Source organism: Mycobacterium sp. (assembly GCF_050701515.1).
Lineage (GTDB): Bacteria > Actinomycetota > Actinomycetes > Mycobacteriales > Mycobacteriaceae > Mycobacterium.
In genome coordinates, this window is the sequence record NZ_JBOGDB010000054.1 from 65,630 (window position 1) to 81,079 (window position 15,450).

The following is a 15,450-nucleotide window of genomic DNA, read 5'->3' on the forward strand; positions in this document are numbered from 1 at the left end:
CGTAGCGGTGCGTTCGGGGGCGAGCTTAAAGCCTTCGCCGTCGCCGTCGGGGTTTTGCGAATCCAGTTCGGTATCAGCCATATTCGTCAGTCGGTCTCGTCGGGGAAGGCGTTGGCCACCTTCCCGCTTCGCAGACTGCCGTCCAGGTAGGCGGCGCGGCAGGCCCGGTGACCGATCTTGCCGCTCGAGGTGCGCGGGATCGCCCCCGCCGGAGTAAGCAGCACGTCACGAACGGTGACGCCGTGGCGCACCGCGATGGCGGCGCGGATGTCGTCGGCGATCGGACCCATGTCGAGCTTGTGCGCACCGGGTGCGCGCTCACCGACAATGACCAACTGTTCGGAGGTGTCATCGGGATCGCGCTTGAGGCCGGCGTGGGTGTTCGCGAACACCTCGTCGGGCAATTGGTTCGCTGGCACCGAGAACGCGGCCACGTACCCGACCCGCAGCGCCTTGGTCGACTCCTGCGCCGAGTACTCGAGGTCCTGCGGATAGTGGTTGCGACCGTCGATGATCACCAGATCCTTCACTCGGCCGGTGATGTAGAGCTCACCCTCGTGGAAGGCGCCGTAGTCGCCGGTCCGCACCCACGTCGCGTCGTCGGATGCGCCCTCGGCGTGCGACGGGTTGGTCCGCGACTTGAGGATGTTATGAAAAGTTTCGGCGGTCTCGTCCTCTTTCCCCCAGTAGCCGGTGCCCATGTTCTGGCCGCTGATCCAGACCTCGCCGATCTGTCCGTCGGGGAGCTCGGAGGCGGACTCCGCATCGACGATGACGGCCCACTCGGCAACGCCCACCTTGCCTGCGCCGGCCTGCGCCACGGCACTCGGTGAATCGGCGGAAACCTCGACGAAGGTACCGGTATTCAGCGCCTCGCGGTCGACGGAGATGATCCTCGGGTGATCGCCCATCGGAGTGGTCGACACGAACAGCGTCGCCTCGGCCAGGCCGTACGACGGCTTGATGGCCTGCGGCTTGAAGCCGTACGGGGCGAACGCCTCGTTGAACCTGCGCACGGTGGCCGCAGAGATGGGCTCGCTGCCGTTCAGGATGCACTTGACTCTGGACAGGTCCAGCGGCGCCTCGTCGTCCTTCGGCAGGCCGCGGGCCGCGGCATGGTCGAACGCGAAGTTCGGAGCCACCGAAATCACCCCGCCGGTATCGTCGGGCCTGGCCGACATCTCCCGCAGCCACCGGCTGGGCCTGCGGACAAACGCCGCGGGGGTCATGAAGGTGAAGGAGTGCCCGATCATCGGCGCCAGCATGGCCGTGATCAGGCCCATGTCGTGGAAGAACGGCAGCCACGACCACCCGCGGTCGCCCTCCTCGCCGTCGAGCGCCTCGATGATCTGGACGATGTTGGTGGCCAGGTTGAGGTGGGTGATCTGCACACCCGTGGGCATGCGGGTCGACCCGGACGTGTATTGCAAATAGGCGATCGTGTCGGCGGTGACGTCCTCGACCGGCACCCAAGTCGCCCCGACCTCGACGGGCACCGCGTCGACGGCGATGACGCGCGGACGCTCCTTGGCGGGCCTGCTGCGGAAGAACTTGCGCACACCCTCGGCCGCCTCGGTGGTGGTCAGGATGGCCGACGGCTGGCAGTCGTCGAGCACCGCGTGCAGGCGGCCGACATGGCCGGGTTCAGAAGGGTCGAACAGCGGCACCGCGATGCGGCCCGAGTAGAGCGTGCCGTACATCGCGACCACGTACTCGAGGTTCTGCGGGCAGAGGATCGCCACTCGGTCACCCGGCTGGGTGACCTGCTGCAGCCGGGCGGCGAGCGCACGGTTGCGCGCGCCGAAATCGGCCCAGTTCAGCTCGCGCGCCACGCCGTCGCGTTCAACGGAAAAATCGAGGAACCGATAGGCGAGCTTGTCTCCACGCACCTTCGCCCATCGCTCGACGTGGCCGACCAGGCTGCCGTTCTCGGGAAACCTGATCTGTCCGTCTTTGACGAACGGGTTATGGAACCCCATCGCACTCTCCTGTCAAACCACACTCGTCGCACGTGCTCGCGCGGATCGTCGGGTCGCCGCAGCACTGCGTGGTCCGGGTCGGAATGGACCCTGACCACGCGCTTGCGGCCAGCCGTAACCAACCACTCTTAGTTTTTTCTTAATGTTAGGCGACCGTCTGTCCAAGGCCAAATCGGTCCGGTCACATGTCAGCCATGTTTTGGATGCGGAGCGTTATCGATGAGGTTCTGCACCCATCCCAGTGTCCACTCCGTTGCGGGCTGACCGTCGAGATTCCAGAACTCCGGCGTTGCGTACATGGCGTGCACCGGCTGGCCCGCCCCGCCGCCGAGCACCTCCATCGTCTTGGGCAGGTTGGCGAGCGAAAACGCCTCTTCGGGGGCCGAGCAGATCAAGTCACCCCGTGCGCAGATCTCGTTGGTGCGGTCGTTGAGCGCGCCGAAACCGCCCGGGCGCGGACCGGACATCGTCAGCCCCATCGACGAGAGCATCGGCACCTCGTGCAGGGTGATCTCGGCGCCCTGACCGACCGGGTTCGGCCCGACGTCCTGACCGACGCCCTGCTGACGACGGCCGTCTGCGATCAGCGTCACACCCAGCACCAGATCCTCGTCGACCGGACCACGGCCGTTGCCGATGTCGCTGGCGATGTCGCCCGCGATCACGGCGCCCTGCGAGAAGCCGACGAGCACGTAGCTGGTGAGCGGGCAGCGATTGTTCATGTCCGTCATCGCCTGCACCGCGGCGCGGGTGCCCTCGGCCCTGCTGTCGTTGTAGGACATCTGGTTGTCGGCCGACAGCGGATTGTGGAACTGCGCCGTGTACGGCACGGTGAACGTCTCCAGCCGGTCGGTGCCGAATTGGGCGCGGATCGGGTTGGTGACCTTGAGCAGTAGCGCGATCGGGAACTGGACCGGGTTGAACGGGTCGAGTTGCGGCGACGATTCCCAGGTGCCCGGGATGGACATCAGCTGCACGTCGGGGCAGCTGGCGTCCTGGAACTCCGGGCGCGGCTTCTTCGTCGGCGGCACGGCGGTTGGCGGCACCGCCGTCGGCGGCACGGCGCTGGGTGGTCGTTCGGGTTGACGGACGACGATGATCACCACCGCCGCGACCAGCGCCACGACGACCGCCATCGCCCCCGCCGCGACCAGGGCGAGGATCCGGTGGCGCTTACGTCGTCGAGCGTTGTTCGGCATGTTCTCCTGCTAGCAGAGTCGTTCGGTTGCGATGCGAATGTAGTCGGCGGTCAGGGCGTTCACCTCGGACGCCGACGGTGCCATGGCATTCCGGCCGGCATCGCGGACGTCGCCGCGAACCAACGGCAACGCGTAATCCCACACCGCTTGTTCGGTCTGTTTGGCCGCGCGCGCCTGGCACACGTACGACCCGATGCTCAGCGCCATCAGATCACTCGACGGCCGCACACCCGCGGCGCTCAGTGCGTCCAGATACGCCCGCTGCTGTCCGGTCACGATCAGGGTGCTCGGCTGGGTGATCGCGGCGGGCGGCTGCGGACCGCCCCGCGGGTCAGCGCCGGATTTCGTCGTCGCGGACGGCGGCACCGCCATCGTCGGCATCAGGCCGCCACCGGAGGCGCATCCGGTCACCAGCGCGGTGGCGAAAGCGGCCAGCACCGACGCCGCCGCGGCGCTTGTCGAGCCCTTCGGCGACCGCCGAACCGTGTGCTGCACTCCTCCAAGGTACCGGCCGACCCGGCGGGCTCCGGCCAGCGCAACCGTTGCGACGGCTACTTGATGGTGGTGACGAGTTCGCCGGACATCGCGGCCAGCTGCGGACCCCACGTCGACCAGTCGTGCTGGCCGCCGGCCGGGAAGTCGAAGTGCCCGTTGTGGCCGCCGACGGAGCGATAGTGCTGATAGAACGTTCGGTTGGTGCCCTGAGCGTGGTCGCAGTAGCCGATCATCGCGGGGGGATCGCTGCAGCCCAGCGTTTGCGGGCTGAACACCCACAGCCGGGTGTTGTTGTCGGCCAGCAACTGGATGTGCACGTCCGGGTCGTGCCACTTCCACCGGCCCAACTGTGGCAACCCCCACATGTTGCGGATGTCGACGCCGCCGTACTGCTGCAGCCCCGCCGTGATGGCTCCGTTGACGGTGGTGCTCGACGGCGTCAGGAAGCCGGACAGCGATCCGGCGTAGCGGTACCGGTCGGGATGGAACGTCGCCAGCGTCATCGCCCCGGTGCCGCCCTGGGCGGCGCCGACGATGCCGTGCCCATTGGGCGCCAAGCCCTTGTTGGCGGCCAGCCAATTCGGCAGTTCGTCGGCCAGGAAGGTCTCCCACTGCTTGCTGCCGTCCTGCTCCCAGTTGGTGTACAGGCTCCAGGCTCCGCCGGCGGGCGCGGCCACCGAGATGCCCGTTCCGGCCAGGGTGTTCATCGCGTTGCCCGCCGTCACCCAGTTGCTGACATCCGGTGCGGCGTTGAAGGCGTCGAGCAGAACGACGGCGTGCGGCCCGCCGCCCTGGAATGCGACCGGGATGTCGCGTCCCATCGCCGCCGACGGCACCATCAGGTACTCGACGGCTTCGGCCCCGGCGCTTGGAGGTGTGGCCGAGGCCAATCCGGCGGCCAGCACCACGGTCAAGATCGCTCGAACGAACCCACCACGCATCTACCCCACCTCACGTCGCTCGGCCAGTCCCCACCGCAAGACATCCAATCACATCTGTGCGACGGGCCGCTCCGGAAACGGCTGACGGCGGCGACCCCCGCATGGGTATCGCCGCCGCCGACCTCATATCTAGCGCTAGCCGCTCAGCCTTCGCCCTCTGGCGTCACAGCCGACGCCTCGGTCGCGATTGGGGTGGATGACTGCGGCGTCGCACCCAGTACCCGCTGGATGTCGGGCTTCATCTGCTGGAGCTGCTGACCCCAGTAGTTCCATTGGTGGGTGCCGTTGGACGGGAAGTTGAACACACCGTTCTTGCCGCCCGCGGCGATGTACTTCTCCTGGAACGTCTTGTTCGTGCGGAGGGTGAAGCCCTCCAGGAACTTCGCGTTGAACAGGTTGCCCGAGCTCATGCCGGCGTCCAGCTCGGACGGCTTGCCGTCACCGCAATACACCCAGAGCCGGGTGCCGTTGGCGACCAGCTTGTCGATGTTGACCATCGGGTCGTTGCGCTTCCACGCCGGGTCGTCCTTCGGGCCCCACATGTCCTCGGTCTTGTAGCCACCGGCGTCACCCATCGACATCCCGAGCAGCATCGGCCACCAGCCCTCGGAGAGGTTCAGGAAGCCCGACAGCGAGGCCGCGTACTGGAACTTTTCCGGGTAGTACATCGCCATGACCATTGCGGCCGAGCCAGCCATCGAGAGGCCTACCGCGGCGGTGCGGCTGGAGTTCACGCCCTTGTTCGCCGCCAGATAGGCCGGCAGCTCCTGCGCAATGAATGTCTCCCACTTGTACGTCGTGCAGCCAGCCTTACCGCAGGCCGGCTCGTACCAGTCGCTGTAGAAGCTGGACTGGCCACCGACCGGCATGACCGTCGCAAGACCCGAGTCGAGGTACCACTCGAAGGCCGGGGTGTTGATGTCCCAGCCGTTGAAGTCCTCCTGGGCACGGAGGCCGTCGAGCAGGTACACCGCCGGTGCATTCGGACCGCCGTTCTGGAACTGGACCTTGATGTCCCGGCCCATCCCGGCGGACGGGACCATCAGGTACTCCACCGGCAGGCCCGGGCGTGAGAACGCCCCAGCAGTCGCCGAGCCCCCGGCGACGCCGACCAGGCCGGGCAGCACCGCGGCCATCAGGGCCGCAACCGTGAGCCGGCGCGACATTCCCCTGGCCGTGTCCCGGACTCTCCCAACCAAATTCATGCTTCTACCTATCCCATCTGTCGTATGCCGCACCCAAGATCCGAGGCACCCCCCCGGCTCAGGCGCCCGTGTAGTCAACCACACCTTCGGGTGATCTCTCTCTTCAGCGGGTGTCCTCGCAGGTCACCCTCGGCCGTTCAGTGCGGCTAAGGCCCCGTTGCCGGCAAGCCAGTGTAGGGGGTACCGGACGGCTCCGGCACCTCCAGTCCGCACCGGGCCAGCTCATAGGCCGGCACCCGATCGATCCGATAGTTGGTGAACTCGTACGCATGCAGGACGTTTGACAAGAACCGCCGGGGGGTCAACGGCCCGCGCACCGAGGTGAGCATGGCGTCGGTCGCCGGGCATTTCAATGCCGCTTCGGCTTGCGCGGCCCAATCCTGGTCGATATACGGCGGGATGAACGGATGGGTCTTCAAGAACGGCCCGTCGGCAATCGCCCAGTCCGGAAAGAGATTCTTGTCGTGCCCGATGCGTCCGTCTTCCAGCCGCCCGGTGTGCGCCGCCAGCGGGTTGGCGAGACCGATCTGGTCGACGACGCGGACGTCGAGTCCGACGTTCATGCCAAGCATGCCGAGGTTGGTGAAAAATACTGTGTGGGGCCGGTTTTGGGACGTGTCGGGGTTCGGCGGCGGTGCGTCCGGTGGCGGTGGGGGCGGAGGTATCGCCGGTACCACGTCCCATTGGTCGTAGTTGCCCGACGGCAACAGCAGTGCACCATCGGGGGTGTTGTTGAGGGCGACCAGCACCGCCCGCATCCGTGGATAGTCCAGATAGTCGGCGGCCGTCACCGGGTGCGCGTTGCCGGTGGCCTGGGAATAGAACCGCCGCTCGTCGACGATGCCGGAGTAGGTCACCCTGGTGGCTTCGTAACCCATACCCGGTGAGTTCGCCGCCCACAGCGACCAGCCCGCCAACGCCAGCCACAGCACCGCCGTCACACCGGCGAGCTGGTATCCGGTTCCGCGGCTGAACTTGGTTCCGTCCGGCAATACGACGGGAATCACCGCCACCGGTGCCAGCAGGCAGAACAACGGCGTCAGCAACACCCTGCCGTGCATGAAGTCGCCGCCCTGCCGGATCCAGTACAACGCTTGCAGCAGGCCACTCACCAGGATGAAAATCACCACCGCCGAAGGGCTTTGCACCATGCGCGACAACCTGCCGTAGCCCGGCGGGGCCGCCCGCCGGATCCACCAGGGCCGGCTGCGCGTGACGAGTAGCACCACCGTCAACGCGACCAGCAGCACCGCCGCAAGCCACAACAGGTAGGGCTCGTCGAAGTTGGCAACGTACATCCAGCCCGGCGGCCATTTGGCGCCCCCAGCCTCCTTGGCCAATGCGGTCCCGGGAAAAAGCAAGCCGTAGTAGCCCATTCGGAAGATCTGGTATGCCACCGGCACCAACCCGCCGGCCACCACGATCAGAACTTTGCGGCGTCCGCCGCGGGCGGCGATGAGCATCATGATCAGCGCCAGCCCGCCGATCAGTGCAAGTTCCGGTCGCACCAGCACGGACAGGCCCGCCACGAAGGCCAGCGCAGCATCGAAGCCCCGACCGACCACGTTGTGCCCGGTCACTTCGACGGTCCGGCCGGCCGGGGGGCTGCCGCGGCGGGCGAGCGCGGGCCGGACATCCACCGCGGGGGAGGCACGCAAGGCCTGCGACCAGCAGACCATCATCCACCACAACAGGCCCAGGTAGGCCAGCACCAATCCGTTCTCCAGCCCCGAGGTCGCGAAGTCGCGGGCGGGCGGCACCGCGATGTAGACCAGCGCGCCCGTGGGCAACAGCAGCGCCCGCCGGCCCAGCAGGCTCGGTGCATACAAACGGCCGGCCCCCAACATCGCCAACACCACACCCGCCACGCTGAGCACCAGGGCGAGCACCAGCGCCACGTACTCCAGCCGCACCGGGCCGCCGACCCAGCCGCCCACATACAGCAGATAGGTCCACAGCGTCGAGGTGTTGGACTCGACCCGCTCACCCTTGTTGAAGACCGGGCCATTGCCCGCCAACAGATTTCGCACGGTGCGCAGCACAATGAGTCCGTCGTCGGCGATCCAGCGCCGCTGCCAGGCACCCCAGCCGAACAGCGCGGTGACCACCAGCACGCTCATCCACAGGCTGATCCGAGCGGTGGCGTCATAGGGAAAGGCCGGCCAGCGTGCCAGCCGGCCGGCGACCGTCGAACTCACCCTGTCAACCGAGGAAGACGGCGGCACCGACGGTTCCGATCCACGCCACGGCGAGAAGCTGCAAAACTCGGTCCTTCAACGCGATCTCCTCCGGCTCCCCGGCCAGCCCACCGTCGACGTCCACGGCATAGCGCAGAATCGCGATGGTAAAGGGGATCATCGTCACCGCGTACCAGGACGCGTTGGCGCCGTCACGTTCAAAGGCCCATAGTCCATAGCAGACGACCGTCGCGGTGGCCGACAGCGTCCAGACGAAGCGCAGATAGGTCGACGTGTAGCTCTGCAGCGACTTGCGGATCTTGGCGCCGGTTCGTTCGGCAAGCTGCAGCTCGGCGTAGCGCTTGCCCGCCACCATGAACAACGAGGCGAACGTCATCACCAGCAGGAACCATTGCGAAAGCGGGATGTTCGCCGCGATGCCACCGGCGATCGCCCTGATCAAATACGCCGATGACACGATGCAGATGTCCAGCACCGCTTGGTGTTTCAGGCCGAAACAGTAGGCCAGCTGCATGGCTATGTAGATGCCGATGACGGCAGCGAGGTTCGGCGTCGCCAGCCAGGAAATCGCCAGCGACGCAACACCGAGCACCGCCGCCACGGTGTAGGCCAGCCATTCCGGGACCACCCCGGCCGCGATGGGCCGGAACCGCTTGGTGGGGTGCTGCCGGTCCGCCTCGACGTCACGCGCGTCGTTGACCAGATACACCGACGAAGCGGCCAGGCAGAACGCCACGAACGCGATGGCGACCTTGATCAGCACCTCGAAGTAGTCGTAGCGGACGTCTCCACCGAGGGCCGCTACCGGCGCCGCCAGCACCAGCAGGTTCTTCACCCATTGCCGCGGACGGACCGCCTTGACCAGACCGGTGACGACATTGCGGGGTGGGCCGCCGTCCGCCGCCGGTTCATCGCTGCGCTGTGCCGCGCTCTCGGCGCTGCTTTCCTTTGAGATGCTCATCGTTCTCCTTCGGCCCGGTCGGCGAAGGTGCCCACCGCCTTCGCGACGGCCGCGCCGACCGCCACCCCGGTGAGCACGTCGCTGGGGTAATGCACCCCAAGTACCAAGCGGGACAATGCCATTGGCGGCACCAGCAGCATCGGCAACGGCAGGCCAGTGGTGCGCGCCATCAGCATCGACGCGGCGGTGGTCGACGTGGCATGCGCAGACGGGAAGCTGAGCCGGCTCGGGGTGCCGACGTTGACGGCGACCGCCGGGTGGCGCGGTCGTTCCCGTCGCACCAGCCGCTTGATCACGACGGCGGCGGCATGGGCGGTAAACGCCCCGGCGCCCGCGGCCAGCCATGCCCGGCGGCGCCGCGGTTGCAGCAGCGCGCCCAGCGCCGCGACGGCCAGCCAGCCGATGCTGTGCTCACCGAAGTGCGACAGCACGCGCGCTCCGGGCAGCACGCCGGGACGGTCGGCCAGCGCCGACTGCACAGCCACCAACGCGGCTTCCTCACCGCGCTGGGCCCACGCGCGAAGCACTGGGCCCACGCCCGAAGGGCAGGGGAGGGAGGTCTCATCCATGTGCGGGCGACTCCAAAAGAACCGCCTCCCAGTTCTGCACGCCGGTGAGCACCGGAAGAGCTTCGCGGTAGGCCTTGCGCATCTCGTCGAAACGCTTGAGCAGCTTGCGCTGCCGGCGTAGCGATTCCCACAGCAGCGCAAGCATCTTCGCTCGGTCGCGCTGTCGGTAGACCACACCACGGCCATCGGCCGTGGTGACCGTGACACCGTCGACATTGCACAACAAGAACCACCGGGAGTCGTGCGTAGCCACATTCAGCTGTGGCCGTTCGTGGTGTGCGGTGTCGGCCTTGGTGATGTTGTGCAGTACGCCTTGGGCCAGCCGGATCACCTTGCCGACCGCCGTTTTCGGCTCACCGATGGCGCCGACCGCGCCCGACGGTGGCGGCAGTTCGCTGGCCGCCGGCAGCACCACCGCGTCGGGGAAGCTGTTGCGCATCCGGTGTACCTCCGGCAGCGCGGACTCCAGGATCGAGAAGATGTGCTCCGGGCCGGCAAGGAAATCGTCGATGGCCCTGTTCTGGATGGCAACCGTCGAATACTCAAGGCAAGCAAGGTGTTTCAGGGTTGCCTTCACCGTACTGCGGACCAGTCCCTTGACGTCGCCGTCCCAGTGCAACGCCGCCACAACCAGCCGGTTGCGGAGGTGAAAGTAGGCCTGCCAGTCGATGGCGTCGTCCTTGTCGCTCCAGGCCATGTGCCAGATGGCAACGCCGGGCATGGTTACGGTCGGGTAGCCGTGTTCCCCCGCGCGCAGCCCGTAGTCGGCGTCGTCCCACTTGATGAACAGTGGCAGCGGCTGGCCCAGTTCCTCGGCCACCTGCCGCGGGATCATGCACATCCACCAGCCGTTGTAGTCCACGTCGATCCGCCGGTGCAGCAGGTTGCTGTGCTTGTTGTCGTCGCTCAACGGGTACTTGGCAAAGTCGTGGTCGTACTCGGTGTTCGGGGCATGGGTCCACATGAAGTTCCCCCTGCCGACGATCTCACCCATGATGTGCAGGTGCGACGGCTCCTGCAGATTAAGCATCTGGCCGCCAACCAGCATGGGGGACTTGGCGAATCGGTTCATCGCCAGTGTTCGCAACAGCGCGTCGGGCTCGACGCGGATGTCGTCGTCCATGAACAGGATCTGCTGGCAGTCGGTGTTCTTCAGCGCCTCGTACATCACCCGGCTGTACCCGCCGGAGCCGCCAAGGTTCGGCTGGTCGTGGATCGACAGCCGATTGCCAAGTGGCGCAGCGGCCTCGGCGAAGTCCGGGTGGTCGCGTACCTTGTCCTTGCCCTGGTCCGGCACGATGACGGCACCGACTACCTTGTCCACCAACGGATCCGATGTGAGCGCGCGCAGCGTGTTGACACAGTCATTAGGCCGGTTGAACGTCGGCATTCCCACCGCGATGTTCCCGACACCGGGCGCAGGATCGGTCGCATACCACCCCGCCCCGTGCATGACGACCGCACTGTCCGTGGTGATGTCGAACCAGATCCAGCCACCGTCCTCGAAGGGCTCCAGCCCCACTTCGAACTCCAAGCCGGTCGGCTCGTCCCCGTCGCTGCCGAATGCCCCACCCGCGACGAAGATCCGTGCTCCCGTCGCCTTGGTGCGGTAGACGTCGACGCGTCCGGTCCCGGTGAGCTCGACGCGCAGCACGACCGACTTCAGCGTCGACCACCGGCGCCAATAGCTGGCCGGAAACGCGTTGAAGTATGTCGAGAACGACACCTCTGACTCGGCGGCGATCTGCAGCGTGGTACGGGTCGTCGCGTGCGCACGGCTGCGGTTGGTGGTGGATTCCTCTATATAGAGCTTGCGGACATCCAATGTCTCGCCGGGCCGCGGCAGGATCACCCGGCCCAGCAGGCTCACCGCCCGTGAATCCCGGGACTCCCGCGGGCCGGACGGGATGTCACTCACCGGTGCCGCCTTCGTCTAGCGGAGCACCGTTGCGTAGGTGCGGCGCAAGGACATTTTCGTACATGCTCAGCGCGCTGGCAATGGCCATGTGCATATCGAGGTACTGGTACGTGCCCAGCCGCCCGCCGAACAACACCTTGGCTTTGGTTGTCTCGGTCTTGGCCCTGGCCCGGTAGGCGGCCAACAGGGCGCGATCGGGTTCGGTGTTGATCGGGTAGTACGGCTCGTCGTCGTCGTCGGCGAACCGCGAGTATTCCCGCATGATCACCGTCTTGTCTCCTGGGTAATCGCGCTCGGGGTGGAAGTGCCGAAATTCGTGGATACGGGTGTAGGGCACATCGAGGTCGTTGTAGTTCATCACTGCGGTGCCCTGGAAGTCACCGGTCGGCACCACCTCGACCTCGAAATCCAGTGTGCGCCAGCCAAGCCGGCCCTCGGCGTAGTCGAAGTAGCGGTCCAGCGGACCGGTGTATACCACCGGGGCGTCCGGACTCTCGGCGCGCAGCCGGTCGCGCACCTCGAACCAGTCGGTGTCCAACCGCACCTCGATGCGGTCGTCGGCGGCCATGTTCTTCAGCCACGCTGTGTACCCGTCGACCGGCAGGCCCTCGTAGGTGTCGTTGAAGTAGCGGTTATCGAAGGTGTAGCGGACCGGCAGCCGGGCGATGTTGGCGGCGGGCAGCTCCGTCGGGTCGGTCTGCCACTGCTTGGCCGTGTAGCCCTTGACGAACGCCTCGTAGAGTGGGCGGCCGATCAACGAGATGGCCTTCTCTTCAAGGTTCTGGGCGTCGGCCGTCGCGATCTCCGCCGCCTGCTCCCTGATCAGCTGGCGCGCCGCGTCAGGGGTGAAGTACTTACCGAAGAACTGCGACACCAGTCCCAGGCCCATCGGGAATTGATAGGCCTGCCCGTTGTGCATCGCGAACACCCGGTGTTGGTAGCCGGTGAATTCGGTGAACTGCCGGACGTAATCCCACACCCGCCGGTTGGAGGTGTGGAACAGGTGGGCACCGTACTTGTGCACCTCGATGCCGGTCTCCGGCTCCGGCTCGGAATAGGCGTTGCCGCCGATATGCGGGCGTCGCTCGACGACGAGCACGCGCTTGTCCAGTTGGGTCGCCACGCGCTCGGCAATCGTCAGGCCGAAGAATCCGGAACCGACGACGAAGAGGTCAAAACGAGCGGTCATCGGCAGCCAGGGTATCCGACCACGCGCACCCGACCCGAATCCACTAACGGCCCAAGGTCGCGATTAGCTCACAATTCTGTATCGCCACTCTAGACCCATCAGTCACACCAGTACCATCGATCACGTTGGCTCTTGAACGCAGAAGAATACGTAGTCCAGATATTGAGGAGACTTCCGTGCCAAACCGACGTCGACGCAAGCTCTCGACAGCCATGAGCGCAGTCGCCGCCCTGGCCGTTGCGAGTCCATTTGCCGTTATCGCCATAACCGATCTGACCAAACCCGCCCCACAGCATCGTGAGTTCGTGCAGGCCGCCATGATTACCGACCTGCCCAACGAGCTGATGTCCGCGCTGTCGCAGGGGCTGTCGCAATTCGGCGTCAACCTGCCGCCGATGCCGACCGGCCTTTTGACCGGCTCTGGCTCATCGATCCCGCCGGCGCTGACATCACCGGGCCTGACCTCACCGGGGTTGACCTCACCCGGCCTGACTCCGGGCCTGACTCCGGGCCTCACCTCACCGGGCCTGACTCCGGGCCTCACCTCACCGGGTCTCACCACGCCGGCCGCTCCGGCGCTCACCGATCCGGCGGCGGCCGGCCCGACGCTGACTGATCCGGCGGCGGCCAACCCGGCGCTGACCAACCCGGCGCTGACCGACCCCGCCGCAGCGACCAACCCCGCGTTGACCAGTCCGACCGGACAGACTCCGGGCGGATTGACGACGCCGCCGATTCCCGGTGCCGACCCGGCACTGGCGACCACCCCGATCTCCAACGCCGCGGGACTGCCCGCGCCCGGCGAGGTGCCGATCTCGGCGCCGATCGGGCTCGACCCCGCTGCGGGTACCTACCCGATCCTCGGCGATCCATCGCTGGGCGCCCTGCCGGCCATGCCGGCCACCGGCGGTGGCGGTGGTCTCATGGGAGATCTGAGTAGCGCGGCGCAGCAGCTGGGTGCCGGCCAGGCGATCGACCTGCTCAAGGGCGTGGTCATGCCGGCGATCATGTCGGCGACGAAACTGCCCGCGGCAGCCGCTCCGGCGGCTCCGGCGCCGCCGGTTCCGGCGCCGCCGCCGGCCCCCGCCGGATAAGTCGGTGCCGTTGCAGGACACACAGGACACATAGGTCGGCCAATCCGCCGTGTCGAAACACCTGTAACAACTGACCCATACGTAACATCGGGCCGTGCCGTCCCGCCGACCCGCGCCGTCGATGCTGTTTACCGCGATCGCGGGCACCGTGGTGATCCTGCCGTGGGCAGTCCAGAGTCTGCCGTCCGCCGCGGACCGGCCGCCGCTTGCCGCACAGACCCAGCTGACCCAGCAGCCGCTGACCGGTCTCGGCGGCGGTGAGACCATCCGCGAGATCCACCAGCACACGCCGTTTTCACTCGTCGCGCTGACCGCCGAGGATCTCAGCGGCACATCGGCCCGGGTGCGGGCGAAGAAGGCCGACGGGTCCTGGGGGCCGTGGTACGAGGCCGAGGCCCTCGACGGCGTTGGCGACGGAGCGCCCGGCCCGCGCGGCACCGAGCCGGTGTTCGTCGGCCGAACCACCACCGTGCAGATCGCGGTGTCCCGGCCGGCCGGTGCCGCGGTGACGGTCCAGCCGACGGCCAGCGGCCCCGCCAAGCCCGAATTGGGTTACCTGCCGGCCACCGCCGATCGGCCGTTCGGGCAGAACGTCAACGCGGTACTGATCAGCCCGCCGCAGACGCCGATGGACAACTTGCCGCTGCCGAACGCGGTAACCGCGCCCGGCCAGCCACCCCACATCATCAGCCGCGCACACTGGGGTGCCGACGAGTCGATGCGGTGCCCAAATCCGGTGTACGACGACGGGATTCGGGCCGGCGTCGTGCACCATACGGCGGGCAGCAACGACTACTCGCCGCAGGATTCGGCAGCGATCGTCCGATCGATCTACGCCTATCACACCCGCACGTTGGGCTGGTGCGACGTGGCGTACAACGCGCTGGTGGACAAGTACGGTCAGGTCTTCGAGGGCCGAGCCGGCGGCATGACCAGACCGGTCGCGGGATCCCACACCGGCGGGTTCAACAGGAACACCTGGGGAGTGGCGATGCTCGGCAACTTCGACACCGTGCCGCCGACACCGATTCAGCTGCGCACGGTGGGGCGGCTGCTGGGCTGGCGGCTGGGCATGGACCACGTCGACCCAAGGGGCACAGCGGTATTGACGTCGGCCGGTGGATCGTCCAGCCACTTCCCGCGTGGCGCGACCCCGACGCTGCCCGCGATCTTCACCCACCGCGACGCCGGCAACACCGACTGCCCCGGCAACGCGGCCTACGCGGCGATGAACCACATCCGCGACATCGCCGCCCGCTTCAACGACCCGCCGGACCTGGCCGATTCCCTGCGCGGTGGCGCGATCTTCGCCCGATGGGAGTCAATGGGCGGCCCCAACGGCCCACTCGGGGCACCGAAGTCACCCGAAGCATCCGGCGCGGGTGGGGCCCGCTATGTCACCTTCGACAAGGGCGCGGTGTACTGGTCGCCGGATAGCGGCGCCGAAGCCGTCACCGGAGCGATCTACACCGCGTGGGCCTCGCTTGGTTATGAGCGCGGCGCCCTTGGCCTGCCGACCAGCGGCGAGATACCTGAGCCGCAATGGATCGTGCAGAACTTCCAGCACGGCACGCTGAACTTCGACCGCTTGAACGGCACGGTGACAAGGGTCATCGATGGGGTTCCGGTGGAACTGCCGCCGCCGCCGGCGGACGGACCGCCCATGCAGCTCGAGCGGTTCAAGCCGATCGATCCGGGCTGA

The 15,450-nt window shown here is 67.1% G+C and carries 12 protein-coding genes; 2 read left to right on the top strand and 10 right to left on the bottom strand.

Going from position 1 to position 15,450, the window contains the following annotated elements:
• Window positions 1-86: 86 nt before the first annotated feature.
• From fadD32 to glf, 10 genes are all read right to left on the bottom strand, one after another.
• Window positions 87-1,979, bottom strand: a complete 1,893-nt coding sequence (gene fadD32 / locus ACRDU5_RS04705; RefSeq protein ID WP_526613193.1) for a long-chain-fatty-acid--AMP ligase FadD32 — start codon at window positions 1,977-1,979, stop codon at window positions 87-89.
• Between the two features lie 188 nt (window positions 1,980-2,167).
• The gene (gene culp6 / locus ACRDU5_RS04710; protein WP_526613194.1) at window positions 2,168-3,178 is read right to left on the bottom strand and encodes a carboxylesterase Culp6; all 1,011 of its coding nucleotides are present in this window, start codon (window positions 3,176-3,178) and stop codon (window positions 2,168-2,170) included.
• A 9-nt stretch (window positions 3,179-3,187) separates the two neighbouring features.
• The gene (locus tag ACRDU5_RS04715) at window positions 3,188-3,673 is read right to left on the bottom strand and encodes a DUF732 domain-containing protein (protein WP_526613196.1); all 486 of its coding nucleotides are present in this window, start codon (window positions 3,671-3,673) and stop codon (window positions 3,188-3,190) included.
• A gap of 56 nt (window positions 3,674-3,729) precedes the next feature.
• On the bottom strand, window positions 3,730-4,614 hold the full coding sequence (locus ACRDU5_RS04720; RefSeq protein ID WP_526613197.1) for an alpha/beta hydrolase: 885 nt from the start codon (window positions 4,612-4,614) through the stop codon (window positions 3,730-3,732).
• Window positions 4,615-4,757: 143 nt separating this feature from the next.
• Window positions 4,758-5,819 carry an alpha/beta hydrolase gene (locus ACRDU5_RS04725; RefSeq protein ID WP_526613199.1) on the bottom strand — a complete coding sequence of 354 codons (1,062 nt, stop codon included), beginning with the start codon at window positions 5,817-5,819 and terminating at the stop codon, window positions 4,758-4,760.
• A gap of 146 nt (window positions 5,820-5,965) precedes the next feature.
• Window positions 5,966-8,044 carry a terminal beta-(1->2)-arabinofuranosyltransferase gene (gene aftB, locus ACRDU5_RS04730; protein ID WP_526613200.1) on the bottom strand — a complete coding sequence of 693 codons (2,079 nt, stop codon included), beginning with the start codon at window positions 8,042-8,044 and terminating at the stop codon, window positions 5,966-5,968.
• A complete protein-coding gene (locus tag ACRDU5_RS04735; protein WP_526613202.1) occupies window positions 8,022-8,978 on the bottom strand; it encodes a decaprenyl-phosphate phosphoribosyltransferase in 957 nt (318 codons plus the stop codon). The genes aftB and ACRDU5_RS04735 overlap by 23 nt, the downstream gene beginning before the upstream one ends.
• Window positions 8,975-9,505, bottom strand: coding sequence for a phosphatase PAP2 family protein (locus ACRDU5_RS04740; RefSeq protein ID WP_526613246.1), 531 nt, complete (start codon window positions 9,503-9,505; stop codon window positions 8,975-8,977). The genes ACRDU5_RS04735 and ACRDU5_RS04740 overlap by 4 nt, the downstream gene beginning before the upstream one ends.
• A 34-nt stretch (window positions 9,506-9,539) precedes the next feature.
• Window positions 9,540-11,456 carry a glycosyltransferase family 2 protein gene (locus ACRDU5_RS04745; RefSeq protein ID WP_526613248.1) on the bottom strand — a complete coding sequence of 639 codons (1,917 nt, stop codon included), beginning with the start codon at window positions 11,454-11,456 and terminating at the stop codon, window positions 9,540-9,542.
• Between the two features lies 1 nt (window position 11,457).
• Window positions 11,458-12,654 (bottom strand): UDP-galactopyranose mutase, encoded by a 1,197-nt coding sequence (gene glf / locus ACRDU5_RS04750; protein WP_526613203.1) that lies wholly within the window; start codon window positions 12,652-12,654, stop codon window positions 11,458-11,460.
• A 176-nt stretch (window positions 12,655-12,830) separates the two neighbouring features.
• On the opposite strand from glf, the gene ACRDU5_RS04755 reads away from it, so the two are divergent.
• Both ACRDU5_RS04755 and ACRDU5_RS04760 read left to right on the top strand, forming a co-directional pair.
• Complete coding sequence (locus ACRDU5_RS04755) at window positions 12,831-13,748, top strand: hypothetical protein (RefSeq protein WP_526613205.1); 918 nt, start codon at window positions 12,831-12,833, stop codon at window positions 13,746-13,748.
• 121 nt (window positions 13,749-13,869) lie between these two features.
• Window positions 13,870-15,450 carry an N-acetylmuramoyl-L-alanine amidase gene (locus ACRDU5_RS04760; protein WP_526613250.1) on the top strand — a complete coding sequence of 527 codons (1,581 nt, stop codon included), beginning with the start codon at window positions 13,870-13,872 and terminating at the stop codon, window positions 15,448-15,450.